The sequence below is a fragment of the Pseudomonas sp. AP3_22 TE3818 genome (genome assembly GCF_053628995.1).
Window position 1 is genome coordinate 3,646,219 of sequence record NZ_JBRJHL010000001.1, and the last position, 25,440, is coordinate 3,671,658.

Annotated in this window: 23 protein-coding genes; 18 read left to right on the forward strand and 5 right to left on the reverse strand. The window is 60.6% G+C overall.

Annotated features, from left to right (window positions below; genetic code table 11):
- Positions 1–4: 4 nt before the first annotated feature.
- Positions 5–943, reverse strand: a complete 939-nt coding sequence (locus AB7M25_RS16475) for a site-specific integrase (protein ID WP_429517327.1) — start codon at positions 941–943, stop codon at positions 5–7.
- 392 nt (positions 944–1,335) lie between these two features.
- On the opposite strand from AB7M25_RS16475, the gene arnB reads away from it, so the two are divergent.
- The 14 genes from arnB (at position 1,336) to AB7M25_RS16545 (ending at position 16,735) form a co-directional block, all read left to right on the forward strand.
- A complete protein-coding gene (gene arnB / locus AB7M25_RS16480; RefSeq protein ID WP_429517329.1) occupies positions 1,336–2,484 on the forward strand; it encodes a UDP-4-amino-4-deoxy-L-arabinose aminotransferase in 1,149 nt (382 codons plus the stop codon).
- Positions 2,481–3,500: an undecaprenyl-phosphate 4-deoxy-4-formamido-L-arabinose transferase gene (gene arnC, locus AB7M25_RS16485; RefSeq protein WP_007974303.1), complete on the forward strand. Its 1,020-nt coding sequence runs from the start codon at positions 2,481–2,483 to the stop codon at positions 3,498–3,500. Before arnB ends, arnC begins: the two co-directional genes overlap by 4 nt.
- On the forward strand, positions 3,497–5,488 hold the full coding sequence (arnA, locus tag AB7M25_RS16490) for a bifunctional UDP-4-amino-4-deoxy-L-arabinose formyltransferase/UDP-glucuronic acid oxidase ArnA (RefSeq protein ID WP_454237648.1): 1,992 nt from the start codon (positions 3,497–3,499) through the stop codon (positions 5,486–5,488). The genes arnC and arnA overlap by 4 nt, the downstream gene beginning before the upstream one ends.
- Positions 5,488–6,372 (forward strand): 4-deoxy-4-formamido-L-arabinose-phosphoundecaprenol deformylase, encoded by an 885-nt coding sequence (gene arnD / locus AB7M25_RS16495; protein WP_454237649.1) that lies wholly within the window; start codon positions 5,488–5,490, stop codon positions 6,370–6,372. Before arnA ends, arnD begins: the two co-directional genes overlap by 1 nt.
- Positions 6,369–8,018 (forward strand): lipid IV(A) 4-amino-4-deoxy-L-arabinosyltransferase, encoded by a 1,650-nt coding sequence (gene arnT, locus AB7M25_RS16500; RefSeq protein WP_454237650.1) that lies wholly within the window; start codon positions 6,369–6,371, stop codon positions 8,016–8,018. The genes arnD and arnT overlap by 4 nt, the downstream gene beginning before the upstream one ends.
- Positions 8,015–8,359 carry a 4-amino-4-deoxy-L-arabinose-phosphoundecaprenol flippase subunit ArnE gene (gene arnE / locus AB7M25_RS16505; RefSeq protein WP_429517337.1) on the forward strand — a complete coding sequence of 115 codons (345 nt, stop codon included), beginning with the start codon at positions 8,015–8,017 and terminating at the stop codon, positions 8,357–8,359. Before arnT ends, arnE begins: the two co-directional genes overlap by 4 nt.
- Positions 8,356–8,757, forward strand: coding sequence for a 4-amino-4-deoxy-L-arabinose-phosphoundecaprenol flippase subunit ArnF (gene arnF, locus AB7M25_RS16510; RefSeq protein WP_454237651.1), 402 nt, complete (start codon positions 8,356–8,358; stop codon positions 8,755–8,757). Before arnE ends, arnF begins: the two co-directional genes overlap by 4 nt.
- Complete coding sequence (locus AB7M25_RS16515) at positions 8,754–10,133, forward strand: UDP-glucose dehydrogenase family protein (protein WP_104448274.1); 1,380 nt, start codon at positions 8,754–8,756, stop codon at positions 10,131–10,133. The genes arnF and AB7M25_RS16515 overlap by 4 nt, the downstream gene beginning before the upstream one ends.
- A 5-nt stretch (positions 10,134–10,138) precedes the next feature.
- Positions 10,139–11,722: an ArnT family glycosyltransferase gene (locus AB7M25_RS16520; protein ID WP_454237652.1), complete on the forward strand. Its 1,584-nt coding sequence runs from the start codon at positions 10,139–10,141 to the stop codon at positions 11,720–11,722.
- 55 nt (positions 11,723–11,777) lie between these two features.
- The gene (locus AB7M25_RS16525; RefSeq protein WP_454237653.1) at positions 11,778–12,989 is read left to right on the forward strand and encodes an MFS transporter; all 1,212 of its coding nucleotides are present in this window, start codon (positions 11,778–11,780) and stop codon (positions 12,987–12,989) included.
- Positions 12,990–13,171: 182 nt separating this feature from the next.
- A complete protein-coding gene (locus AB7M25_RS16530; protein ID WP_454237654.1) occupies positions 13,172–13,882 on the forward strand; it encodes a hypothetical protein in 711 nt (236 codons plus the stop codon).
- Between the two features lie 47 nt (positions 13,883–13,929).
- Complete coding sequence (locus tag AB7M25_RS16535) at positions 13,930–14,637, forward strand: HPP family protein (RefSeq protein WP_454237655.1); 708 nt, start codon at positions 13,930–13,932, stop codon at positions 14,635–14,637.
- A 97-nt stretch (positions 14,638–14,734) separates the two neighbouring features.
- Positions 14,735–16,198 (forward strand): nucleobase:cation symporter-2 family protein, encoded by a 1,464-nt coding sequence (locus AB7M25_RS16540; RefSeq protein ID WP_454237656.1) that lies wholly within the window; start codon positions 14,735–14,737, stop codon positions 16,196–16,198.
- 66 nt (positions 16,199–16,264) lie between these two features.
- Entirely contained in the window at positions 16,265–16,735 is a 471-nt protein-coding gene (locus tag AB7M25_RS16545) for an LEA type 2 family protein (protein WP_429382322.1), read from the forward strand.
- A gap of 27 nt (positions 16,736–16,762) precedes the next feature.
- Here the strand turns inward: AB7M25_RS16545 and AB7M25_RS16550 are convergent, their stop codons facing one another.
- Both AB7M25_RS16550 and pssA read right to left on the reverse strand, forming a co-directional pair.
- The gene (locus AB7M25_RS16550) at positions 16,763–17,779 is read right to left on the reverse strand and encodes an AraC family transcriptional regulator (RefSeq protein WP_429382353.1); all 1,017 of its coding nucleotides are present in this window, start codon (positions 17,777–17,779) and stop codon (positions 16,763–16,765) included.
- 270 nt (positions 17,780–18,049) lie between these two features.
- Complete coding sequence (gene pssA, locus AB7M25_RS16555) at positions 18,050–19,393, reverse strand: CDP-diacylglycerol--serine O-phosphatidyltransferase (protein ID WP_429517346.1); 1,344 nt, start codon at positions 19,391–19,393, stop codon at positions 18,050–18,052.
- A gap of 217 nt (positions 19,394–19,610) precedes the next feature.
- Here pssA and AB7M25_RS16560 point away from each other — a divergent pair, with 217 nt between their 5' ends.
- From AB7M25_RS16560 to AB7M25_RS16570, 3 genes are all read left to right on the forward strand, one after another.
- The gene (locus tag AB7M25_RS16560; protein WP_454237657.1) at positions 19,611–20,174 is read left to right on the forward strand and encodes a TetR/AcrR family transcriptional regulator; all 564 of its coding nucleotides are present in this window, start codon (positions 19,611–19,613) and stop codon (positions 20,172–20,174) included.
- A gap of 55 nt (positions 20,175–20,229) precedes the next feature.
- Positions 20,230–20,706 (forward strand): nuclear transport factor 2 family protein, encoded by a 477-nt coding sequence (locus tag AB7M25_RS16565; protein ID WP_454237658.1) that lies wholly within the window; start codon positions 20,230–20,232, stop codon positions 20,704–20,706.
- Between the two features lie 182 nt (positions 20,707–20,888).
- A complete protein-coding gene (locus AB7M25_RS16570; protein WP_104448285.1) occupies positions 20,889–21,668 on the forward strand; it encodes a TSUP family transporter in 780 nt (259 codons plus the stop codon).
- On the opposite strand, the gene nudC is transcribed toward AB7M25_RS16570, so the two are convergent.
- Together nudC and AB7M25_RS16580 are read right to left on the reverse strand one after the other, a co-directional pair.
- On the reverse strand, positions 21,636–22,466 hold the full coding sequence (nudC, locus tag AB7M25_RS16575; RefSeq protein ID WP_454237659.1) for an NAD(+) diphosphatase: 831 nt from the start codon (positions 22,464–22,466) through the stop codon (positions 21,636–21,638). The two genes, AB7M25_RS16570 and nudC, sit on opposite strands and share 33 nt — an antisense overlap.
- Before the next feature lie 6 nt (positions 22,467–22,472).
- Positions 22,473–23,285, reverse strand: a complete 813-nt coding sequence (locus tag AB7M25_RS16580) for a crotonase/enoyl-CoA hydratase family protein (protein WP_454237660.1) — start codon at positions 23,283–23,285, stop codon at positions 22,473–22,475.
- 559 nt (positions 23,286–23,844) lie between these two features.
- Here AB7M25_RS16580 and glgA point away from each other — a divergent pair.
- Positions 23,845–25,428, forward strand: coding sequence for a glycogen synthase GlgA (gene glgA / locus AB7M25_RS16585; protein WP_015095288.1), 1,584 nt, complete (start codon positions 23,845–23,847; stop codon positions 25,426–25,428).
- The last annotated feature ends 12 nt before the right edge of the window (positions 25,429–25,440 follow it).

Consider the following 25,440-nt stretch of genomic DNA (forward strand, 5'->3'; position numbering starts at 1 on the left):
TCGTTCACAGGTCGAATCGGTCCACTGCCCGACGCCGCTCGTTGTCGTCGCGCACATCGTAGTTGGCCGTGGTCTGGATGTTGCTGTGGTGCGCCAGTTTCTGCGCAATCGACAAGTCATGCTCTTCGATCACCCGGGTGATAAATGAACGCCGGAAGTCGTGGGGCATGATTTTCACCCCGACCTGCGCGCCCCGTTGCCGGGCGATGTAGTAGATCGCATGTTTGGTGATGCGCTCCCGGGTGATATGGCTGCCACGACGGATGCGGTTGAACAGAAACGGATCGTCCGACTCGCCTTCCTTGAGCAACGAACGGCGCAGTTCAAGCCAGGCTTGCAGTTTGGTGAAAGCCCAGGCCGGCGCGTACTTGATCAACTGCTTGTTGCCCTTGGCCGTCACCTGCAGGCTGCGCTGGGTGAAGTCGACCTGATTCAGTTCCAGGTTCACCGATTCGGACTTGCGCATTCCCGAGCCATACAAAATCCCGATAATCGCGGCATCCCGCAAGCCTTGTGGCCGCGGATCGGCGGCGCAGACGGCCATCAGCTCCTGGATCAGCGTACGCCTGAGGTTGCGTCCCTGGGACAGCCGTGTACCGGCAATGCCCTTCACGGAGCGCATCTTTAACAGGTGCTCCTGGGAAATCAGGCTCATGCGCCAGGCTTCGTTCATTACCCCGCGCACCGCGTTGACATACAGTGAAGAGGTGTTCGGCGCATAGCCGTCTGAACGCAATGTGGCCACGAGTGCGATCACGTCTTCGGGCTGCAGGTTGTGCCAGGGTATCTCCTCGATATCGCAGTCTTCGAAGCCCAGGCGGTCGGCGGCGTCCTGCAGCACATAGCGCATGGTCAGCTGGCTGGAGGGTGCCAGTCGCGCCAGATACAGGGTCAGCGGATTGGTGAGAGGTGTGCGTGGATCAGTACCAGGTAAGTCAATCAAACGAAACGGCCTTGAATGTAAACAGTTCAATGAAGCAACTAAGAAGAGAAATAACGATGATCTAAAAGACGCTACAGATGTAGGACTTTTCCTAACATTCGCGATAAACGGAAGAAGTCTGAACAGCGGCTTAATGGCCTTCAGATAAAATGATTCCCCAACCGTTTTTTCATGTTCCTTTCACAAAATCGGGCATAACCTCCTATAAAGTCGGCGCAACCCGAATGGACGTCCAACCTGCCGCCCACGGCGAAAAAAGTCAACCGATGCAGTTTTTTACCGCCAACCGGTAACTAGTTGATTTGATGCACATTCTGTTTTAGCGTCTATGCTGATTTTTGGATCCCTTTTAGCCTCAAAGGCTATTTACGTTTTCAGCCCCAGAGGTGCCCATGAGTCAGGCGTTTCTCCCTTTTTCCCGTCCCAGTATCGGTGACGAAGAAATCGCCGCCGTCGAGCAAGTATTGCGTTCCGGGTGGATCACTACCGGGCCGAAGAACCAGGCACTGGAAGAACACTTTGCCAACTACGTCGGTTGCCGACATGCCGTGGCACTGTCCTCGGCCACGGGCGGCATGCACATCACCCTGCTGGCATTGGGCATCGGTCCCGGCGATGAAGTGATTACTCCGTCGCAAACCTGGGTGTCCACCGCCAACATGATCACCCTGCTGGGTGCCACGCCGGTGTTCGTCGACGTCGACCGCGACACACTCATGACCGACGTGGCCATGATTGAAGCTGCGATCACGCCGCGCACCAAAGCCATCATCCCGGTGCATTACGCCGGTGCGGCATTCGATCTCGATCCGCTTTACGCCCTGGCCGACAAACACGGCATTGCCGTGATCGAAGACGCCGCCCACGCCGCAGGCACGTTCTACAAAGGTCGTCACGTCGGCGCCAAAGGCACGGCCATCTTCTCGTTCCACGCGATCAAGAACATGACCTGCGCCGAGGGCGCCATGTTCGTCAGCGACGATGAAGCCCTGGCGTCCCGGGTGCGCATGCTCAAGTTTCACGGGCTGGGGGTTGATGCCTACGACCGCCTGACCCACGGCCGCAAGCCCCAGGCCCAGGTGGTCGAGCCCGGTTTCAAATACAACCTGGCCGATATCAACGCGGCCATCGCCCTGGTGCAACTGGAACGCCTGGACGAGATCAACGCCAAGCGCACTCGACTGGCCCAGGCCTACTTGCAGCGCCTGGAAGGTCTGCCGGTGCAACCGTTGGCTGTCCCCGCTTATTCGCAACAACACGCCTGGCATCTGTTCATCCTGCGTATTGATGCCGAGCAGTGCGGACTGGATCGCGAAGCGTTCATGAAAGCCCTTCAAGAACAGAATGTCGGCACCGGCATTCACTTCATTGCCACCCACCTGCACACCTACTACCGCCAGCGTTACCCCAACCTGTACCTGCCCAACACCGAATGGAATTCGGCGCGGCTGTGTTCGATCCCGTTGTTCCCCGACATGACCACCGATGATGTCCAGCGCGTCGTCGGCGCCATTGAAAACTGCATGGATAGAAGCCTTTGAGACCTTACCCAATCAACTTCGTGTCGATCGTCATTCCGGTCTACAACGAACAGGACAGCCTGCCTGAATTACTCCGGCGCACCGAAGCGGCTTGCCAGCAGTTGCACCATGCCTACGAAATCGTGCTGGTCGACGACGGCAGCCGCGACGACTCCGCACAGATCCTGGAAGACGCTGCGTCCCGCGAAGGCAGCCCGGTGGTGGCCGTCATCCTCAACCGCAACTACGGCCAGCACGCGGCGATCATGGCCGGTTTCGAACAATGCAAGGGCGATGTCGTCATCACCCTCGATGCCGACCTGCAAAACCCGCCCGAAGAAATCCCGCGGCTGATTGAACAGGCCGAGCTGGGTTATGACGTCGTCGCAACAGTGCGCAACAACCGCCAGGACTCGGCGTTGCGCCGCTGGCCATCGAAGCTGATCAACCTCGCCGTGCAACGCTCCACCGGCGTGGCCATGAGCGACTACGGCTGCATGCTGCGCGCCTACCGACGTACCATCGTCGACGCCATGCTCGCCTGCCGTGAACGCAGCACCTTCATTCCGATCCTGGCCAACAGTTTTGCCCGCCACACCACGGAAATCCTCGTGACCCACGCCGAGCGTGAACACGGCGATTCCAAGTACAGCCCGATGCGCCTGATCAACCTGATGTTCGACCTGGTCACCTGCATGACCACCACGCCCCTGCGACTGCTGAGCATCGTCGGCGTCGGCATGGCGGCCCTGGGCATGCTGTTCGCCATCGCCTTGGTCCTGCTGCGCCTGGTGTTCGGCGCCGGTTGGGCCGGTGGCGGTACCTTCGTCCTGTTCGCCGTGCTGTTCGTCTTCACCGGTGGGCAATTCATCGGCATGGGCCTGTTGGGTGAATACCTGGGCCGCATGTACAGCGATGTGCGCGCACGCCCGCGCTTCTTCATTGAAAAGGTGCTGCGCAGCCAGCCGGCCTCCCCTGCTTCCGTTGTCACCGTCGACGGCCTTACTTCCACTTCTTCAGATCAGGTTCCTTCATGAGTGCAAAAGCTGTTGTCTTCGCCTATCACGATATTGGCTGTGCCGGCATCGAATCCCTGCTCTCCTCCGGTTTCGAGATCGCTGCGGTGTTCACCCACGCCGACGATCCGAAGGAGAACGCCTTCTACGGTTCCGTCGCGCAACTGTGCGCCCGCCACGGCATTGCCGTGCATGCACCGGAGGACGCCAACCATCCGTTGTGGATCGAACGTATCGCCAAGCTCGATCCAGACTACATTTTCTCCTTCTACTACCGCAACCTGCTGAGCGAGCCGCTGCTGGCCACGGCGCGCAAGGGCGCGTTCAACCTGCACGGTTCGCTGTTGCCGCGCTACCGTGGTCGCGCACCGGCCAACTGGGTGCTGGTCAATGGCGAAACCGAAACCGGCGTGACCCTGCACCGCATGGTCAAGCGTGCCGATGCCGGCGCTATCGTTGCCCAGCAAAAAGTCGCGATCGAGCGCAGCGACACGGCCCTGAGCCTGCACGGCAAATTGCGCACGGCGGCCACTGATCTGCTACGCGATACCTTGCCAGCGCTGCTGCAAGGCAAAGTCAGCGAAACACCACAGGACGAATCCAAGGCTACGGTGTTCGGCCGTCGCACACCGGCTGACGGCAAACTGGTCTGGGCCAAGCCGGCCGAAGAACTGTTCAACCTGGTCCGCGCCGTGACCCAGCCGTACCCGGGCGCCTTCTGCGCGGTGGGCGAGCACAAGCTGATTGTCTGGAGCGCCGAAGTCGCCAAGGGCAACGAAGGCCAGGCGCCGGGCCGCGTGATCAGCGTCGATCCGCTGCGCATCGCCTGCGGTGAAGACTCGTTGATCATCAACGCCGGCCAGCGCAACGACAACGGCCTGTACCTGAGCGGTCCGCAACTGGCCAACGAACTGGGCCTGGTGGACGGTTCCGTGCTGCGCGGTGCCGAATCCGGCCGTGCCCCGCGTCGCACCCGCGTGCTGATCCTCGGCGTCAACGGCTTCATCGGCAACCACTTGTCCGAGCGCCTGCTGCGTGACGACCGCTACGAAGTCTACGGCCTGGACATCGGTTCGGACGCCATCGAGCGCCTGCGCAGCCACCCGAACTTCCACTTCGTCGAAGGCGACATCAGCATCCACTCCGAGTGGATCGAATACCACATCAAGAAATGCGACGTGGTACTGCCGCTGGTGGCCATCGCCACGCCAATCGAATACACCCGCAACCCGCTGCGTGTATTCGAACTGGACTTCGAAGAGAACCTGAAACTGGTTCGCTACTGCGTCAAGTACAACAAACGCGTGATCTTCCCGTCGACCTCGGAAGTCTATGGCATGTGCCAGGACAACAACTTCGACGAAGACAACTCCAACCTGGTGGTCGGCCCGATCAACAAGCAGCGCTGGATCTACTCGGTCTCCAAGCAACTGCTGGACCGGGTGATCTGGGCCTACGGCCAGAAAGGCCTGAACTTCACCCTGTTCCGTCCGTTCAACTGGATGGGGCCGCGCCTGGACCGTCTGGATTCGGCCCGTATCGGCAGCTCCCGGGCGATTACCCAGTTGATCCTGAACCTGGTGGAAGGTACGCCGATTCGCCTGTTCGACGGTGGTGAGCAAAAACGCTGCTTCACCGACATCGCCGACGGCGTTGAAGCCCTGGCACGAATCATCGACAACGACAATGACGTCTGCAACGGCCAGATCATCAACATCGGCAACCCGGAGAACGAAGCCAGCATCCGTCAACTGGGCGAAGAGCTGCTGCGCCAGTTCGAAGCTCATCCGCTGCGCCACAACTTCCCTCCGTTCGCCGGCTTCCGCGATATCGAGAGCAAGGCGTTCTACGGCACCGGTTACCAGGACGTATCGCACCGCAAGCCAAGCATCGCCAACGCCAAGCGCCTGCTGGACTGGACGCCAACCGTGGAGATGAGCGAAACCATCGGCAACACGCTGGACTTCTTCCTGCGTGAGGCCATGCTCGAAATCGCGGACAAGCGCTGATGCAGGCGGGACTGCGGATCGATGTCGACACCTACCGAGGCACCCGTGAGGGGGTGCCTCGGCTACTGGAAATCCTTGATGAAGCCCAGATCAAGGCGACGTTCTTCTTCAGCGTCGGGCCGGACAACATGGGGCGCCACTTGTGGCGTCTCATCCGTCCACAGTTTCTCTGGAAAATGCTCCGTTCCAATGCAGCCGGCCTGTATGGCTGGGACATTCTGCTGGCGGGCACCGCATGGCCTGGAAAACCGATCGGCCGCGACCTGGGGCACTTGATGCGTCAGGCCCGGGATGCCGGGCATGAAGTCGGCCTGCACGCCTGGGACCACCACGGCTGGCAAGCCAATGCCGGGCGCTGGAGTGATGCACAACTGGTCGACCAGATACGCCGTGGCGTGGACACCCTCAACGACATTCTCGGGGAAAAGATCACCTGCTCGGCCTCCGCCGGCTGGCGTGCCGACGAGCGTGTGATCGAGGCCAAGCAAGGGTTCGGCTTTCGCTACAACAGCGATTGCCGTGGCCAGAGCCTGTTCCAGCCGCGATTGGCCAATGGTTGCCTGGGCGCACCGCAAATTCCGGTGGACCTGCCGACCTTCGACGAGGTGGTCGGACCGAGCGTCGCCGCCAAGGACTTCAACAGGTTCATCCTGGACCGGTTCACTCCGCAAACACTCAACGTCTACACGATCCATGCCGAGGTAGAAGGGATTCTGATGGCCAACGATTTCCGTCAACTGCTGAGCGATGCGCGTCAGCGGGACATCCGTTTTCAACCCCTGGGCGACTTGCTGCCCCAGGCCCCTGACAATCTGCCGGTCGGCCGCGTGGTACGCGGTGCGCTCGAAGGTCGCGAAGGCTGGCTGGGAGTGCAAGGCGCATGAGCAAACGCTGGGCTTTGCCGTTGTTGCTGGCCATGGTGGCGCTGGCGTACCTGCTGCCACTGGGCAGTCATGGCTTGTGGATTCCCGACGAAACCCGCTACGCCCAGATCAGCCAGGGCATGCTGCTGAGCGGCAACTGGGTATCGCCGCATTTCATGGACGTACGCTATTTCGAAAAACCGGCGGCCGGCTACTGGATGATTGCCCTCGGGCAGGCGCTGTTCGGCCAGAACCTTTTCGGGGTGCGCTTCGCCTCGGCCCTGAGCACCGGCTTGAGCGTGCTGCTGTGCTACCTGATCGCCCGCCGCCTGTGGAACGATCCGCGCAAGAGTTTCGCCTGTGCCTTGCTCTACATGAGCTTTACGGTCATCGCCGGGCAGGCCGGCTACGCCAACCTCGATCCGCAATTCACCTTCTGGGTCAACCTCAGCCTGGTCGCCTTGTGGTTTGCGCTGGACAGCGTCGGCCGCCGTCAACGGCTGGTGGCGTGGGCGGTGCTGGGGCTGGCCTGTGGCATGGGTTTCCTGACCAAGGGCTTCCTGGCCTGGTTGCTGCCAGTGTTGGTTGCCCTGCCCTGGGTGATCTGGCAAAAGCGCTGGCGTGAACTACTGGTCTACGGCCCGGTAGCGGTCGTCGTCGCCATCGCCGTCAGCCTGCCATGGGCACTGGCCGTGCACGCCCAGGAGCCCGACTACTGGCGGTTTTTCTTCTGGCACGAACACATCCGCCGCTTTGCCGGGGACGACGCCCAGCATGACGCACCCTGGTGGTACTACTTGCCGCTGCTGGTGGTTTTCAGCATGCCGTGGGTTGCCTTGCTGCCGCCCGCGCTCAAGCAAGCCTGGCAGACCCGGCGCCAGTCCGGTATCGGGTTCCTGCTGCTGTGGCTGGGGATGCCGTTGATCTTCTTCAGCCTGAGCAAAGGCAAACTGCCGGCCTACATCCTGCCGTGCCTGTTACCCCTGGCCTTGTTGCTCGGCCATGCGCTGGCTGACCGGTTGAAGCTCGAACAAGGCCGCGTGCTCGGCATCAATGGCCTGCTGAACCTGGTGGTGGGCGTGGTCACTCTGCTGGCCCTGGTTTACGTGCAACTGAAAAAGCCGATCTACGATCATGAACTGCACAACCTGGTGTTGGTGTTCATCGGCTTGATCGGCTGGATCATGGCCAACCTGCTGCAAGCCTTCCGCCCATTGCAGTGCTGGGCCGCCCCGGCCTTTGGCAGCCTGCTGTTCGCCGGTTTGTTGCCTGCCGGCCTGCCCAATTCCGTAGTCGCCAATAAAACGCCTGACCAGTTCATCCTCGATCACGCCCAGGAACTCGGCCAGAGCGCCAGGTTGTTGAGCAACGACCTGGGCGCCGCTTCGGCGCTGTCCTGGCGGATGAAACGGCCGCAAGTGGCTTTTTTCAACACGATAGGCGAATTGAAATATGGCCTTGCCTATCCTGATTCGCTGAAGCAGCGCGTCGACCCGGACCAGGTGCAACAGTGGATGCACGACGCCCGCCAGCAAGGCTCGGTCGGGGTGGTCATGCGGGTCAAGGGTGAGGAAGAGCTGCATGAACTCGAACAGTTGCCCAAAGAGGGCAAGCGCTATGAACAAGGCAACCTGGTGATTTTGATTATCCCGCAGGCGGCACCATGAGCCTGCTATTGCTACTGGTGGCCTGCCTGCTGACCTGCCTGGGCCAGATCGCCCAGAAATATGCGGTGGAAAGCTGGCGCGGCAAACCTTCCGGGTGGATGGACAAACTGCGCTCGCCCTGGCTTTGGCTGGCTCTGGCTGCGTTGGGCCTGGGCTTGCTGGTATGGCTGCTGGTACTGCAACGCCTGGAAGTCGGGGTTGCCTATCCGATGCTGAGCCTGAACTTCGTGCTGATCACCCTGGTTGCGCGTTTCGTGTTCCACGAAACCATCGACCGCCGCCACTGGGTCGGTGTGGTATTGGTGATCGGTGGCGTGGCTCTGTTGGGGCAACACGCATGAACCGCAGGCGCGGTATCACCTTCGCACTGGGCAGTGTGTTACTGGTCAGCGGCGCCCAATTGGGCATGCGCTGGAGCATGAGCCACCTGCCATCGCCAGAACAGTGGCTCAGCGCGCACATCGACCTGACAGCCGTTGCCGTGGTGCTCGTGGCCATCCTCGCCTACGCCTTCTCGATGCTGTGCTGGCTCGCCGCCCTGCGGGACCTGCCCCTGGGCCGTGCCTACTCGTTGCTGAGCATCAGCTATGCGCTGGTGTACCTGCTGGCCGCCAGTCTGCCGCTGTTCAGCGAAGCGTTCAGCCTTACAAAAAGCCTTGGCGTGGCATTGGTCATCCTCGGCGTCATTACCATCAATTCCCGACCTGCTCGTGCGCCCGAATTAAGGAGTGCCCCATGAAAATCAGTGTGTTTGGTAGCGGTTATGTTGGCCTGGTGCAGGCAGCGGTATTGGCGGAAGTCGGCCACGACGTGGTCTGCATGGACGTTGACGAGAAGAAAGTCGAACTGCTCCAACAGGGCCACGTGAGCATTTTCGAACCCGGCCTGGCCAGCCTGGTACGCGAAGGCCTTGACGCCAAGCGGTTGCAGTTCACCTGCGACGAAAAATTCGCCGTCCAGCACGGCGAGGTGCTGTTCATCGCAGTCGGTACTCCCTCCCGGGACGACGGCTCGGCGGACTTGCGCTACGTGATGTCGGTGGGCGAAGCCGTGGCGCGTCATCGCGAGCAACCGGCGATCCTGGTGGAGAAATCCACCGTCCCGGTCGGCACCGGCGACGCCTTGCGTGCACACATCGACAAATGCCTGCTCAGCGCCGGGCGGGTATTGCAGTTCGATATCGTCTCCAACCCGGAGTTCTTGAAAGAAGGTTCGGCCGTGGCCGACTGCCGGCGCCCGGACCGTATCGTCATCGGCTGTGAGCGCGATGAAGTGCGTGACGTGATGCGTGACCTGTACTCGCCATTCAACCGCAACCACGAACGCATCATGTTCATGGACCTGCGCAGCGCCGAACTGACCAAATACGCCGCCAACTGCATGCTGGCGACCAAGATCAGCTTCATCAACCAGATCGCCGAACTGGCCGAACACCTGGGTGCCGACATCGAATCGGTACGCCTGGGCATCGGCGCCGACTCGCGTATCGGCTACCACTTCATCTACCCCGGTTGCGGCTACGGTGGCTCGTGCTTCCCCAAGGACATGCGCGCCCTGATCCACAGCGCCGAAGAGGCCCATTGCTCCAGCGACCTGCTGCAAGCGGTGGAAGCCATCAACGAGCGGCAAAAGCACAAGCTGTTCGAGCGCATCAACGCGTTCTACAAGGGCGACTTGCGTGGCAAGACCTTTGCGGTCTGGGGCCTGGCCTTCAAACCCAATACCGACGACATGCGCGATGCACCGAGCCGGGTGTTGCTCGAATCGTTGTGGGCCGCCGGGGCGAATGTCCGCGCGTTCGATCCGGAAGCCATGCAGGAAACCCAGAAGCTGTACCCGGATGAGTCGAAACTGATGCTCATGGGGACGCCTGAGTCAGTCTTGTCCGGCGCCGATGCGCTGATCATCTGCACCGAATGGCAACAGTTCAAGGCGCCGGACTTCGAGTTTATCCGCCAACGACTCAACGCACCGGTGATCTTCGATGGCCGCAACCTGTACGACGCGGACCGACTGGCGCGCATCGGTTTTACCTACTTCCCGATCGGTCGGGGTGAGTCGCGCAAGTTGCCGATGCCTTACCAGCAATGGCTGACCGAATCAGTGGTCGCTTAAACGTCATGCTCCCCCACTTGCGCCAACAGTCCCTCGCGCTGGGTCTGTTGGCGCTGATATTGTTCTGCGCCGGGATGTATCAGCAGCCGGCCATCGGCTTCGATTCGCGCTTCGTGCTGTTCGCCCAGGAAATGCTGCGCAACGGACCGTCATTTTTTCCGACGACCTACGGCCAGCCCTACGCAGACTATTCGGGCCTTTCAACGGTATTCATCTGGCTGCTTTCACTGCCGCTCGGCCAGGTCACCAGCCTGACCGCGTGGCTGCCGAGCGCCATCGCCGCAGCGGTCATCGTCACCTTGATGTACCGCTTGCTGGCGCCCTACTCCACGCGTTGGGCGCTGCTGAGCATCGCCCTGATGCTGCTGACCAACACCTTCATCACCGAAACCCGCGCCGTTTCCCTCGACCTGATGCTGGCGGCCGTCGCGTTCAGCGTGTTCTACCTGGGTTATGCCGCCGATCACTTCGCGGCACCGCGCCGCCGGGGCCTGATTTTTGCCTTGCTGATGCTGGGCTTCTGGATTCGCGGCCCCATCGGCCTGGTGATTCCTGCGGGAATACTCTGCAGCTATTTTCTGGTCAACCGCCAATGGCGGCGGCTGTTTGTCTTCGGATTGCTGGCATCGGTGCTGTTGGCGATGTGTGTCGGTCTGTTGCTGTGGCTGGCCGACGTCAGCGGCGGCCCGGCCTTCTTGCAGGACGTGATTCGCATGCAGTTCATGGGACGCATGGACGGCAGTGAAGGCTCCAACGAAGTGTTGTATTACTTCACCAGCTCGATAGGCAATTACGCACTGGCCTGGCCCTTGGCAGTGCTGGCGCTGGTGGCGGTCGCAGCGTCTGGTCGACAACAGTCAGGCCCGGCATTGCGCCTGACGCTGTACTGCGCAGCCGCCGGGTTGATCGTGATGGTCGGCCTTTCCGTCCCACAGGCGAAAAAGGCCCGTTACCTGCTGCCGATGCTGCCCATGGCGGCGATCATTGCGGCTTACCCGTTCTACGCGGTGCAAGGTCGGCTGTTCAGTTGGCTGCGCGTATTGATGCAGGGCTTATGGCTGCTGATCCCGGGGCTGCTGATCGTGACCTTGCTGGTGGTACAGCGAAGATTCCCCGAAGACGTCGCTCACCTCACTTCGTTGTTCATCATTCTCGGCGTGCTGCAAACAGTCGCCGTGGCGGCGCTCAAGCAACCCCGCTGGCGTGCACAGATTCTCGCTCTTTGCGCGGTCCTGGCACTGTGGTCGTTATATATCCTGCAGTTCGAGCCCATCCAGCGACAGCTTTACGACACCCGGACCTTCAGCCACGAAGCGTTTGAACTCGTGCAAAAAGACCCCGCACCCCTGGTGATGCACGCGATGGGCAAGGATGCCAAAGCCATCAAGTTCATGGTCAACATCAATCAAGGCCTGCAACCGGAGTTCACCGACTCCCCCCAGGAACTTGACGCCCTCAAGGGTCCGGCGTGGCTAATGATGGACCTGAAGGTTTACAGGACACTGCAAGGCACGGCTATCGGTGCCTTGCCACCCGTGTTGAGCGGGCGTTTCGACAAGAATGATTTCGTGCTGCTGCACCTCAAGTAAATCCCGTAGCAACGAGCAGGTGTCCGACTGCTAGAGTAGCGCTGACCTTGGGCTGATGCCGGCCCGATCGAATAAGGACATTCACGTCGTGACCCGTTACTCCCCCCTCATCCGCCGCCTGCTGATCTGCTCGCTGACCATCGTCGTCAGCCGCGCCATCACCAGCCCGTTACTCACGTTGTTCGTCAGCGACAAGCTTGGCCTGAACCAGCAGGACGTTGGTCTGCTGCTCGGCATTGCGGTGTTCGTCGCCACCCTGCTCTCTCTCTACGGCGGCTACATCATTGATCGCTTCGAAAAACGCCGATTGCTTGTGCTGTCGATGGCGTCCAGCGCGATCGGCCTGGTGTTGCTGACCTTTGCCGAAAACCTCTACCTGACCACGATCACCCTGATCGTCACCGAAACCGCCTCGGCGCTATTCCTGATCGGTTCGAAAGCGATCCTCAGCGACAACCTGCCCGTGGGCCAGCGGGCCAAGGCGTTTTCCTTGAGCTATACGCTGACCAACATTGGCTACGCTGTCGGGCCGATGCTTGGCGTGCTGATTGCCGGCGCCTTTGCCAGTGCGCCATTCCTGATCGCGGCGGCCATCGCCTTTTTCAGTATTTTCCTGATGACCGGCATTCCCGCGGATCCGGCCAAGGTGCCTCTTGCCGGTCAAGCGCAGAGTTTTCTGAAAACCCTGATCACCCTGAAAAACGACCGCACCCTGATCATGTTCACCGCCGGTTGCCTGCTCAGCACCGTGGTGCACGGGCGATTTACCTTTTACCTGTCGCAATATTTGCTGGTGACCAGTAATCCCCGGCACACCATGGAAATCATGGCCGCCCTGCTCGCCTGCAACGCCATCAGTGTGATCCTGTTGCAATACCAGGTCGGGCGTTTTCTCAAACGTGAGCAATTGCGCCAGTGGATTGTGGCCGGCACCGGCCTGTTCATCCTCGGCCTGATCGGTTTCAGCCTGGCGGACAGCCTGGTGAGTTGGTGCGTGGCAATGTTCATCTTCACCCTGGGTGAAATCATCATCTACCCGGCCGAGTTTCTCTTTGTCGACACCCTGGCTCCGGAAGCACTGCGCGGCAGTTACTACGGCGCGCAAAACCTTGCGGCACTTGGCGGCGCGGTGAGCCCGGTGATTTGCGGCTTCATGCTGATGCACACCCCGGCGCCGACGATGTTTTATGCCTTGAGTGCACTCGCAACGCTAGGTGGCCTGCTCTGCTACATGAGTGGCCGGAGGGGCCAGTTAAAGCAAAATTAATGCACTGAAAGCTCATTAATATGAATTTGTCAGTAGCTGGATTGAACGGCACACTGTGCCTGTTCCTCCCCCAACAGTAGGAACACCTTCAAGGGCTTTCTGGGTTTCCCAGCTGAGCCCTTTTTTAGGTTCTTCACTGGCTGGAGGTCACACGATCCCTTGTAGGCGCTGGCTTGCCAGCGATGGTCGTTAACGATAACGCGTGTGAACCGGATGAACGCGGCGCACTGGAGTCCATCGCCAGCAAGCTGGCTCCTACAGTTTCGGCGTGGGCGCGGTCTTTTGTGGGAGCTGGCTTGCCAGCGATGGTCGTTAACGATAACGCGTGTGAACCGGATGAACGCGGCGCACTGGAGGCCATCGCCAGCAAGCTGGCTCCTACAGTTTCGGCGTGGGCGCGGTCTTTTGTGGGAGCTGGCTTGCCAGCGATGGTCGTTAACGATAACGCGTGTGAACTGGATGAACGCGGCGCACTGGAGTCCATCGCCAGCAAGCTGGCACCTACAGTTTCGGCGTGGGCGCGGTCTTTTGTGGGAGCTGGCTTGCCAGCGATGGTCGTTAACGATAACGCGTGTGAACTGAATAAACGCAGCGCACTGGAGTCCATCGCCAGCAAGCTGGCTCCTACAGTTTCGGCGTGGGCGCGGTCTTTTGTGGGAGCTGGCTTGCCAGCGATGGTCGTTAACGATAACGCGTGTGAACCGGATGAACGCGGCGCACTGGAGTCCATCGCCAGCAAGCTGGCTCCTACAGTTTCGGCGTGGGCGCGGTCTTTTGTGGGAGCTGGCTTGCCAGCGATGGTCGTTAACGATAACGCGTGTGAACTGGATAAACGCGGCGCACTGGAGTGCATCGCCAGCAAGCTGGCTCCTACAGTTCCCGCGATTGCGTGAAAAAAAAACTTTTTTACCTCGATTTTTTCTGCCGGAGTTTTCTCGCAATGTTTGCCCGCTGGTTGCCCGTCGCCATCAACACCCGCCCCACCGAATGGAGCCGCGCCGCCATCGGCATGGCCTTGGGCACGCTGCTCAGCGTCTGGCTCTGTAGCCAGGTGTTTGGCATCGAGGTGGCCCAGCACCTGATCGGCCCGCTGGGGGCCTCGGCGGTGCTGTTGTTTGCCGTGTCTTCGGGAGCGCTCGCACAGCCCTGGTCGATTCTGGGTGGCTACTTGTGTGCTGCAGTGATTGCGCTGCTGGTGGCCCATGTGTTGGGTCGAACCCTGGGGAGCGCCTGTCTGGCGGCGGGCATGGCGGTGTTGCTGATGTGTTGGTTGCGCTGCCTGCATCCACCGGCCGGGGCGTTGGCCCTGACCCTGGTGCTGGCCGACCCGGTGACCATTGCCATGGACTGGAAAGCCATTGAGCCGGTCATGCTCAGCGCAGCGACGATGCTGTTCTGCGCCCTCGCCTACAACAACCTGACCCGCGTTCGTTACCCCAAGGGCAGCAGCGAACCGACCGTCATGATCCCGGCCGATCACCCGCCCGTCGACAGTCAGGCCATCACCGTCGAAGACCTGAAACTGGCGCTGGCGGACATGGAAGCCTTCTATGACGTCACGCCCGAGGACCTCGAACAGCTGATCCAGGCCAGCCAATTGCACGCCAAGCGCCGCAGCGTCGCCGAGGTGTTCGCCCCGCGTCCGTAAGCCCCTGTTCTGGAGGATCTTTTGCCGTGGCCGGGCGGTTCTGGCATCCTGCGCCTCCATTTTCCGACCCGGCCCGCCTTCTGGCACGCAAACCACCATGACCGCCTCCGAAAAAGCCCCCGCGCCACGTAACAATGACCTGATCTACGGCCTCGATGACCGCCCGCACCTGACCGCCACCGTCTTCGCCGCCCTGCAACACGTGCTGGCGAGTTTCGTCGGCATCATCACCCCGACGCTGATCATGGGCAGCGCCCTGGGCCTGCAAAGCGAAATTCCCTATCTGATCAGCATGGCGCTGTTCGTCTCGGGCCTGGGCACCTTCGTCCAGGCGCGGCGCTTTGGCCCGGTGGGTTCGGGCCTGTTGTGCCTGCAAGGCACCAGTTTCTCGTTCATCAGTGTGATTCTCAGCGCCGGCTTCATGGTCAAGGCCCGGGGCGGCGGGACCGACGAGATTCTCTCGACCATCTTCGGCGTGTGTTTTTTTGCCGCATTCATTGAAGTGGTGTTGAGCCAGTTCATCGGCAACCTGCGCATGCTGATCACCCCGGTGGTGACCGGGACGATCATCACGCTGATGGGTTTGTCGCTGATCAAGGTGGCCATGACCGACATCGCCGGCGGCTTCGGCGCCCAGGACCTGGGGGCTGCCAGTCACCTGGCCCTGGCGGCGCTGGTGCTGGGAACCATCGTGGTGTTGAACCGGGTAGACGTGCCGTTTCTGCGCCTGGGGGCGATTGTCATCGGCCTGACTCTCGGTTACGGGGTGGCCTGGCTCACGGGCCAGGTGGATTTCAACGGCCTGCCGCAAGTCCCGCTGATGAGCGTACCAGTGCCTTTCAAGTACGGTTTTTCCTTCGATTGGGTGGCGTTCATTCCGGTGGCGGTGATCTTCCTCGTTTCGCCATTGGAGGCGGCCGGTGACCTCACGGCCAACTCGATGATTTCCCGGCAACCGGTCAAAGGCCCGGTATACATTCGCCGGATCAAGTCCGGCCTGCTCGCCGATGGCCTCAACTCGGCCATGGCGGCGGTGTTCAACAGCATGCCAATGGTGACCTTCGCCCAGAACAACGGGGTGATCCAGCTCACGGGCGTGGCCAGTCGTTACGTGGCGTTTTTCATTGCCGGTTTGCTGGTGGTGCTGGGCCTGTTCCCGATGATCGGCGCGGTACTGCAACTGATGCCCAAACCGGTACTGGGCGGCGCGGAGCTGGTGATGTTCGGCACCGTCGCCGTGGCCGGGATCAAGATTCTCGCCGAGGCCGGCCTGCATCGGCGCAACATGCTGATCGTGGCGATTTCCATCGGCATGGGCCTGGGGGTGGCCGCCGTGCCGGAAGTCTTGCGTGAACTGCCCAAGGCCCTGCACAACATTTTCGAATCGCCCATCACCGTCGGCGCGCTGTGCGCTATCGTTCTTAATATCTTCCTGCCTGAGGAGTTCATCGAGCTGGAAGAGGACGAATTCGATCCGGAGGCCTCCGTGCTTCAGGTGATGCAGAACCCCGATGTGACCACCAGGGATGAACCCGCAAAGGCTGCGGTGGTCGCACCGTAAAACCGCCGGACGGGCTCAGGGGCTGAGCCGCTGGCGGTACAGCCCTTTTCAGATGAGAGCACGTCCATGCGCAGCGTTCACGCGGTCCTGATTTCCCTCCTGCTCTGCCTGGGCGCCTGTTCCTCGCTACCCAATCGAGACCCGCTGAAAATCAACGTCGTGGGGATCGAGCCCCTGCAGGGCGAGGGCATGGAAGTACGCTTTGCCGTGACAATCCGCGTGCAGAACCCCAATGACTACAACCTCACCTACAGCGGCGTCGCCCTGGACCTGGACATCAACGGCCAGCCATTCGCCTCGGGCGTCAGCGATCAGAGGGGCGAGATCGGGCGTTTTTCCGACACCGTCGTGAGCGTGCCGGTCAGCGTTTCGGCATTTTCGTTCATCCGCCAGACCTACGGCATCAGCCAGATGAAAACCCTCAACAACATGCCCTATATCCTGCGCGGCAAGCTCTCGGGCGGGCTGTTCAACACGATGCGTTTCGTCGACAGCGGCACACTCAATCTACCGGGGTCGACCACTGGCAGCCGCTAGTGAGAGAGGGTCAGGCAGGCGCTGAATCTACTCGACGTCATTGAGAATCAGGCTGCGGTAATGCCCCGGATTTGACCCCGACCACTTGCGAAAGGCCTTGTAGAACGAACTGACGTCAGCGAACCCCAGCCGCGTGGCGATTTCGCTGAAGCTGATCGCCGGCTCGGCCAGCCAGACGATCGCCAGTTCCTTGCGCACGCTGTCCTTGAGACCTTGATAGGTTTGCCCTTCCTCGGCCAGCCGGCGGCGCAAGGTCGATGCCGACATGCACAGGCGTTGCGCCAGGGCCTCGGTTTCCGGCCAGTGCTCGGCCGGCAGGTGACGCAGATCGTGTTTGATCCGGCTGGCCAGGCTCTGCGGATCACGGTATTTCACCAGAATGTTCGCCGGCGCGAGGGCCAGGAATCGCTTGAGCTCTTCGGGGCTGCGCTTGATCGGCAGATCCAGGCAATCGGCGGAGAAAATCATCCGCGTACGCGGCCGGTCGAAACGCAGGTTCTCGGAAAACATCACCTGATAGTCATCGCAGAAATCCGGTTTCGAACAGCGCAGTTCAATGGCCAGAATCGGAATCCGTCGCCCTGCCAGCCAGCAGGCAACCCCGTGGACGATCATCCAGTAGGTGAAATAGGTGAAGGCCCGGCGTGGCTCTTTGTCGTCTTCGAGCAGAACGATTTCCGCCAGGCTTTGCTGACGCACCAACTGCGCCGGCAGGTGTTCGAGGATCAGCGACAGAAACGCCAGGCCGCCAGCCAGTCCCGCCGCTACGTTGGGTTGGAGCATCGCGCTGCGACACAGGAATGCGAAGCTGCCGGATTTGAGTTTGCGTGGGTCCATGCCAAAAAACTCGTCATCCCCGCGCCGTGCCAGCAGCCGCCACAGGCGCGCATAAGCGGTGGCTGGAACCCGGGCGTCGGCGTTACCCAACAGCTGCGGGTCGATGCCGACCTTGATCAACACCTCGTCCTTGTCGATGCCTGGCGCGCAGCTTTGCAACAGTGCTTCACGCACCAGTTGGATGGAGATGGTGTCTTTTTCCGACATGGATTGCGGCAAGCCCTGATCTTGTTCGAGTGGGGGGCATATTAGCTGAAACCGCTACCTCAACGCAGATCCCTTGTGGGAGCGGGCTTGCTCGCGAAAGCAGTGTGCCTGTCGTTGATGTACTGAAAGTGAAAACGCCTTCGCGGGCAAGCCCGCTCCCACAGGTTATTCAGCGAACACAGAGTTTGTGTACGACAAAGATCCTTGTGGGAGCGGGCTTGCCCGCGAAGGCGTCAGTCGCCGCAGGCTGCGATCTTTTGATTTTAATCTTTAGAGAATCCGGTACAGCAACCGCTCGATCCGCACACGGCTCACGCGCTTGAGGAACTTGGCCACGCCCATCGGGTATTCGGCCAGGGTTTCCAGGTTCTGGAAGTGCTCGATTCGCCGGGTGTGCTGGAAAATCTCCTCCAGTTCCTGACGGCGCGGCTCCAGCCATTCGCCGTGCGGATCATCGATCAACAAGGCGTTTTCCAGATCGAGCCGGAACGCCCGCGGGTTGAGGTTGTTGCCGGTCAGCAAGGTATAGCGCCGATCGATCCACATGCCCTTGAGGTGATAGGTGTTGTCACCGTCAAGCCACAGGTGCAGGTTCAACTGACCGCTGTCGATGTTGCGCTGATGACGCTTGGCAAACCGGCGCAAGCTGATTTCGTACAGGTACGGCAGCGCCGATATGACCCGGAACGGTTCGCTCGGCGGAATGTAGAAGTCATTGGCCGTCTTGTCGCCGACCACAATGTCGATCTTCACCCCACGGGCCAGCGCGCGGTTGATCTCGCGGATGATCGCCAGCGGCAGGTTGAAGTACGGCGTGCAAATGGTCAGCTGCTGCTGGGCGCTGGCGATCAGCTCGCAGATCACCCGGTTCAGCGGATTGTTCTTGCCGACGCCGAGCAGCGGGCTGACGGACAGACCGGTCCGGTCGGTGGTGCCTCGCGTGGTGTCGTACGCCGCGTGCTTGAGCCGGCTGCGCAGGTCGCCGATGTCATTGCGCAGGCTGCGGGTGGTCGGCAGGTTCGGCAGGTCGAGGCGGTGCACCGCTTTGGAGGCCACCAGGCCATGCTGCACCAGGTGCTGCATCGAATCGGCCAGTTCGCGATTGTGCAGCACGTGATAACGGTCGTAGCGGTACTTGTCGAACTTGTGCAGGTAGACGTTGTTCAGGCTCGCGCCGCTGTAGATCACGCAGTCATCGATCACGAAACCTTTGAGGTGCAGCACACCGAACAGTTCGCGGGTTTGTACCGGGACGCCATAGATCGGCACAACGCTTTCGTGGGTGCGGGTCATCTCCTGGTACCAGGCCGAGTTGCCCGGTTGCTTGCCGGCACCGATCAGGCCGCGCTGTGCGCGCAGCCAGTCGACGACCACCACCACGTCCAGTTCCGGACGCGCCAGTTTGGCCGCGTGCAAGGCATCGAGAATTTCCTGGCCGGCTTCATCCTGTTGCAGGTACAGCGCAACGATGTAAATGCGCCGGGTCGCGCTGGCGATTTGCTCAAGCAGGCAGCGACGGAACTCGGCAGCGCCGGAGAGGATGCCGACGGCATCGGCCGTCAGCGGAAAACTGCGCAGCTTGGGCAGCAGGGAACGTTTGAAAAGCGACGGCATAGGGCTCGCAATGGGTCGAATCCGAAGAGCCTGAGAGCTTACACCATCGCTGGGTTCGGGTCTTGTTGCTGTCTGTCCTGACGTCATCGCCGGCAAGCCGGCTCCTACAAGGGGAACGCGGTCAATCTGTAGGAGCTGGCTTGCCAGCGATGACAATCTTCAGGTCACGCAAAAATAACAATTGACCAAGGAGAACGATCGTTCTACTGTTAGTCACATGAACGAAATCAATAGCAACGACACACGCGACATCATTCTGGATGTCACCGAAAAGTTGATCTACAAAAGTGGCATTGCCGCCACTGGCATGGATCTGCTGGTGAAAACCGCCGGTGTTTCCAGAAAAAGCATCTACCGCTACTTCGCCAACAAGGACGAACTGGTCGTGGCCGCCCTGCAACGCCGCGATCAGCGCTGGATGCACTGGTTCCGCAGCGAAGTCGACCAGGCACAAACCCCGGCCGGACGGCTGCTCAACCTGTTTACCGTACTCAAGTCGTGGTTCGACAGCGAAGGCTTCCGCGGCTGCGCCTTCATCAACACCAGCGGCGAAACCGGCGACCCGCAAGACCCGGTGCGACTGGTCGCCAAAGCACATAAACAGAAGCTGCTCGACTACGTGTGCGAGCTGTGTACCGAACATGGCGCCGAGGATCCGCAGAGGCTGGCCAGACAGCTGCTGATCCTGATCGATGGTGCCATTACCGTGGCGCTTGTAACGGGTGATCACAGTGCCGCCGATAATGCGCAATGCATGGCGCGCAAGTTATTGGACCTGTAGCAACCTGATCAAGCTCGACAATTGTTTTAACTTTAACTTGATACGGAGACTTGAAATGTCTAATGCCGAAGTTCGTCCGCCATTGCCCCCTTTCACCCGTGAATCGGCCATTGAAAAAGTTCGCCTGGCTGAGGATGGCTGGAACTCCCGCGATCCGCAGCGCGTGTCCCCGGCCTACACCCTGGACACCGAGTGGCGAAACCGCGCCGAGTTCGCCCATAACCGCGAAGAAGCCAAGGGCTTCCTGACCCGCAAATGGGCCAAGGAGCTGGATTATCGACTGATCAAGGAACTCTGGGCCTTTACCGACAACCGCATCGCCGTGCGTTATGCCTATGAATGGCACGACGACTCGGGCAACTGGTTCCGCTCCTATGGCAACGAAAACTGGGAGTTCAACGAGGACGGCCTGATGGCCCGTCGCTTCGCTTGCATCAACGACATGCCGATCAAGGAAAGCGAGCGCAAATTCCACTGGCCGCTGGGGCGTCGTCCTGACGATCATCCGAGCCTGTCGGATCTGGGCCTGTAAACACGTCCTTTTTTGTAGGAGCTGGCTTGCCAGCGAAGGCGTCGTCAGATCCAACACCAATGTTGGCTGACACACCGCTTTCGCTGGCAAGCCAGCTCCCACATTGGTTTTGTGTTGTGCAGGTGGTTAAGATGCTGCCCTTCCCTGCAGCCCTTTCTGCACCCGCCGAATAAGCCGATCCCATGCCTTTCGAACTCAGCGTTGACCTCTCCACCCTGGCCATCCTGGCCCTTGTCGCTTTTGTTGCCGGCTTCATCGACGCCATCGCCGGTGGCGGTGGTCTGTTGACCACCCCGGCCCTGTTGACCGCCGGCCTGCCGCCGCACCTGGTGCTGGGCACCAACAAGCTCAGTTCGACCTTCGGCTCGGCGATTGCCAGCTTCACCTTCTACCGACGCAAGCTGTTCCACCCCGCGCAATGGGTGCACGCCATCGTCGGTACCCTGGTCGGCGCGCTGACCGGTGCCGTGGTCGCGCACTACCTGCCGGCGGAATGGCTGAACAAAATGCTGCCGGTAATCGTCTTCGCCTGCGGTGTCTATCTATTGTTTGGCGGTACGCCGAAAGCGCCAACGGACAGCGATGCACCGATCAAGAAAAAGTGGCAGTCGACCCAGGGCTTCAGCCTCGGTTTTTATGACGGCGTGGCCGGTCCCGGCACGGGCGCGTTCTGGACCGTGAGCAGCCTGTTGCTCTACCCCATCGACCTGGTGAAGGCCAGCGGCGTGGCGCGCAGCATGAACTTCGTCAGTAACGCGGCGGCGCTGTCGATCTTCATCTTTTCCGGTCAGGTGGACTGGATCATCGGCCTGTGCATGGGCTCGTCATTGATGGTCGGCGCCTTCTTCGGCGCCCGCACCGCCATCAGCGGCGGCGCGAAATTCATTCGTCCGGTGTTCATCACCGTGGTGTTGGGCCTGACCGTGCGTCTAGCCTGGCAGCACTGGTTCAGCGTGGCCTAAACGCCGCGCCACGTAGACGTCGATCAGGTAACGGGCAATCGAGCGCGACGCCGGCAACGGCGGCAGCGCGTGCACGTTGAACCACTGGGCGTCCTCGATCTCGTCCTCCTGGCAGACGATCTCGCCACTGGCGTATTCGGCATGAAAGCCGAGCATCATCGAGTGCGGGAACGGCCAGCACTGGCTGCCCATGTACTGGATGTTCCTGACCTCGATGTTCACCTCTTCGCGAACCTCGCGAATCAGGCAGTCCTCGGCCGATTCGCCCGGCTCGGCAAACCCGGCCAGGGTGCTGTAGACCCCCGGCACAAAACGTGGCGAGCGCCCCAGCAGAATCTCGTCGCCACGGGTCACCAGTACGATCATGCTCGGTGAAATCCGCGGGTAATAGCGCAAGTCACACGGCTCGCAGTACATCGCCCGCTCACGCACCACCTGATGGGTCGCCTGGCCGCAATTGCCGCAAAAGCGGTGTTCGCGAGCCCAGGTGCCGATCTGTGCGGCGTAACCGAGCACCTTGTAGACCGTGTGATCGCCTTCGAGCATGAACGCCCGCAAGCCTTTCCAGTTGCAGCCCGGCACTTCGCTTTGGCTGCGCAGCTCCAGCAGATAGACCGGCTCGCCATCGAGATGACCGATGCCATGCTCGGCGAGAATCGGCAAGTCCTGACGCTTCAACCATTCCCGTGGAAACAGTGCGCCATTGTCATCGAACAGAAAGCCTTCGGGGCTGCGCGCGACGGCCCAGCCGCCGGGTTGGTGGGTATCCAGTACTGCAGTGGTCCAGCGAGGAATCATGGTTAATCAATCCAGAAATTCGGGTTTCTGTTTGCTCATATGGGCGGCCATGGCCACGCGCAGATCGGTGGATTGCAGCATGGCGGCGTTCCAGGTGGCGATGTATTCGAGGCCGTCATCGATGCGATGGTCACGCATGTAGCTGATCATCTCCTTGGTGCCGGTGACGGCGATCGGCGATTTGCTGGCGATTTCGCGGGCAATCCCCATGACGCCGTCGAGCAGGCTGGCGTTGTCTCTGTAGACGCGATTGACCAGGCCCATGCTCCGCGCTTCGTCGGCGCCAAAGGTGCGACCAGTGTAAGCCAGTTCGCGCAGCATGCCGTCACCGATGATCCGCGGCAAGCGTTGCAGCGTGCCCACGTCCGCGGCCATGCCGATGTCGATTTCCTTGATCGAGAACTGTGCGTCCTCGGCGGCATAACGCATGTCGCACGCGGCAATCAGGTCGATGGCGCCACCCAGGCAGTAGCCCTGAATCGCTGCAAGCACCGGTTTGCGGCAGTTGTCGACGGCATTGAACGACGCTTGCAGGGAAAGAATCTTGCGCCGCAACAGGCGGGCATTGCGGCCGACGTCCTTGCCCAGTTCATTGGCCACACCGGCCAGCATCATCAGGTCGATACCCGAGGAGAAATGCTTGCCTGCACCGCTGAGGACCACCACGCGCACTTCATCGGTGTCGTCGATCCACTGGAAGATCTCGACGATCTCGCTCCAGAAAGCAGCGTTCATCGAGTTGATCTTCTCCGGTCGGTTGATCTGCACATGGGCGATTTTTTCGACCAGTTCGACGTTGAACGCGCTGTACTGAGACATTCCATTGATCCTTTTGCGGGCAAAAAACGAGGCCCGAACTATAACAAGGCATCGCGACCGGCAGTAAGGCAGTGGTTCAGCCAAATCCGGGACTTAGCGCGAGCACCACATTGGTGCGCAACCGCTCGATCACGTCGCACATTCATGTGACCGCCCGGTGACTTTTTGAAGCCAAAACGCAAAAAAACATGCACTTCGTCGGGGCGTTTGCACCTCGATCAGGCACGTCCGTACCGTTACAAACCAATTGTCGAACAATTTTGCCATCTGCCCTTTACCGCTCTAAGTTCTGGCCTAGACTCATTTTCTCAAAGCGAAACCGATTGGTCATAAAGTGGAAAAACAGTCGAAACTTTTTCCATTCCCGATCGGTCCTCTGACAAGAAGGTGCGTTGCGACTGGTGCAATCTTTGCAACGGCTCATTCACCCCTTTTGCTTCGACGCATCGGGCAGCGCTTGCTCACTGATGCGCAGCGCTTTCGCGCCCGGCCACGGGAATTGGCCATGAAACACCGTTTGCCAGACCTAAGAATTAGATCAACAGCACGGGAGATTCATATGATCAGTACGGCTTTGGAAATACAGGGAGAGCGTGCTCATCAGGTCGGCGAATCGAGCGCCGTAACTGCCGCGAACACCCAACCCGTCAGCGTGCCCGGCACCAGGACGTTGACCCCGGCAGCCCACCAGAATCCGAACCGTAAGAAAGTGTTGTTCGTGACCTCGGAAATTGCCGACCTGGTGAAAACCGGTGGTCTGGGCGACGTATCCGCTGCGCTGCCTCGGGCCATGGCCCACCTGCACGATGTGCGGGTGTTGATCCCGGGTTACCCGCAAGTGCTGCACAGCGAGAACCCCATTCATATCATCGGTGAGCTCGGCGGTCATGCCGCGTTGCCTCCGTGCAAGATCGGGCGCATGGACATGCCCGATGGTCTGGTCATCTACGTACTGATCTGCCCCGAACTCTATGAGCGCGAAGGTTCACCCTACGGCGCCAACAACGGCCGCGACTGGCCGGACAACCATATCCGTTTCGCCCGCCTGGGCCTGGCGGCGGCCGATATCGCCGCCAACCTCGCGCAAATCCACTGGTGCCCGGACCTGGTGCACGCCCACGACTGGCCCGCTGGCCTGGCCCCGGCCTACATGCACTGGCGTGGACAGCGCACACCAACCCTGTTCACCATTCACAACCTGGCTTATCAAGGCGTGACCAGCCTGGGCTCGTGCCCCGAACTGGGCATTCCCCATCACGCGCTGCAACAGGAAGGCATGGAGTTCTACGGCAAGATGTCGTTCCTCAAGGCCGGCATGGCCTACTCGAGCCACATCACCACCGTCAGCGCGACCTACGCCCAGGAAATCACCACCCCGGATTTCGGCTGCGGACTCGACGGTTTCCTCGCCGCCAAGACCCAGCAAGGCCTGCTCAGCGGGATTCCCAACGGCATCGATGAAAGCTGGGATGCGGCGACCGACCCGCACCTGTTCTGCCCGTTCAGCATCGGCGATTGGGATGGCAAGGCAGTGAACGCCGCCCATGTGCGCGAGCTGTTCGGCCTGCAAGACTCCGAAGGGCCGCTGTTCGCCGTGGTGTCGCGCCTGGTCTACCAGAAAGGCCTGGACCTGACCGAAGCGGTCTCCGAGTACATCGTCAAATCCGGTGGCCAGATCGCGATCATCGGCCGTGGCGAGCCGGAAGAAGAACAGTCGATGCGCGAACTGGCCCTGCGTTTCCCCGGGCAGATCGGCGTGCGCATCGGCTTTAATGAAACCGATGCCCGGCGCATGTTCGCCGGCAGCGACTTCTTGCTGATGCCTTCGCGTTACGAACCTTGCGGTCTGAGCCAGATGTACGCCCAGCGCTTCGGCTCCTTGCCGGTGGCGCGCAATACCGGTGGCCTGGCCGACACCATCGAAAACGGCGTGACCGGCTTCCTGTTCGATGAATCAACGGTACAGAGCTACCAGGAAGCCCTGAGCCGCGCGTTCAAGGTGTTCGCCTTCCCCGACCTGCTGCACGCCATGCGCTGCCGGGCCATGGCAGCGCCATTCAACTGGTGCAAGGCGGTCGAACCCTACGCCGAACTCTATGAACAGCTTGTGGCAAAAGCATTGGGGAAATCGAACAAACAGTAAGAGGCTTTCAAG